This is a genomic window from Vibrio mexicanus (assembly GCF_001012815.1).
Taxonomy (GTDB): Bacteria; Pseudomonadota; Gammaproteobacteria; order Enterobacterales; family Vibrionaceae; genus Vibrio; species Vibrio mexicanus.
This window is the reverse complement of sequence record NZ_JYJP01000131.1, coordinates 1-374: the sequence shown is the minus strand read 5'-3', so window position 1 is coordinate 374 and position 374 is coordinate 1. Positions and strand designations below refer to the sequence as shown.

At 44.1% G+C, this 374-nt stretch carries 2 tRNA genes; both read left to right on the top strand.

Annotated features, from left to right (window positions below):
• The first annotated feature begins 23 nt into the window (after positions 1-23).
• Positions 24-99 (top strand) — tRNA-Ala (locus UA76_RS20045).
• Positions 100-133: 34 nt separating this feature from the next.
• A tRNA-Val gene (locus UA76_RS20040) sits at positions 134-209 on the top strand.
• Positions 210-374 lie beyond the last annotated feature (165 nt).

Sequence of the window (374 nt, the reverse complement as noted above, 5' to 3'; positions counted from 1 at the left end):
TTAGAAGAATAAATCTCAAGAATGGGGCTATAGCTCAGCTGGGAGAGCGCCTGCCTTGCACGCAGGAGGTCAGCAGTTCGATCCTGCTTAGCTCCACCATCTTGAATTCCTCCACAGGAATTAAAACTAACGTGGGCGATTAGCTCAGTTGGGAGAGCACCTGCCTTACAAGCAGGGGGTCACTGGTTCGAGCCCGGTATCGCCCACCATCTTTAAGCACTCTTGCGAGAGTTTTTAAAAATGGTTTTCGTTAGAAAATCTGCTCTTTAACAATTTGGAAAGCTGACGAATAACAACAATCCCCATATCTACGGATATGCGTTGTTATTCAAATTAAAAGTTCTCAAATCCTATGTCTTTTGAAGATGTAGGTA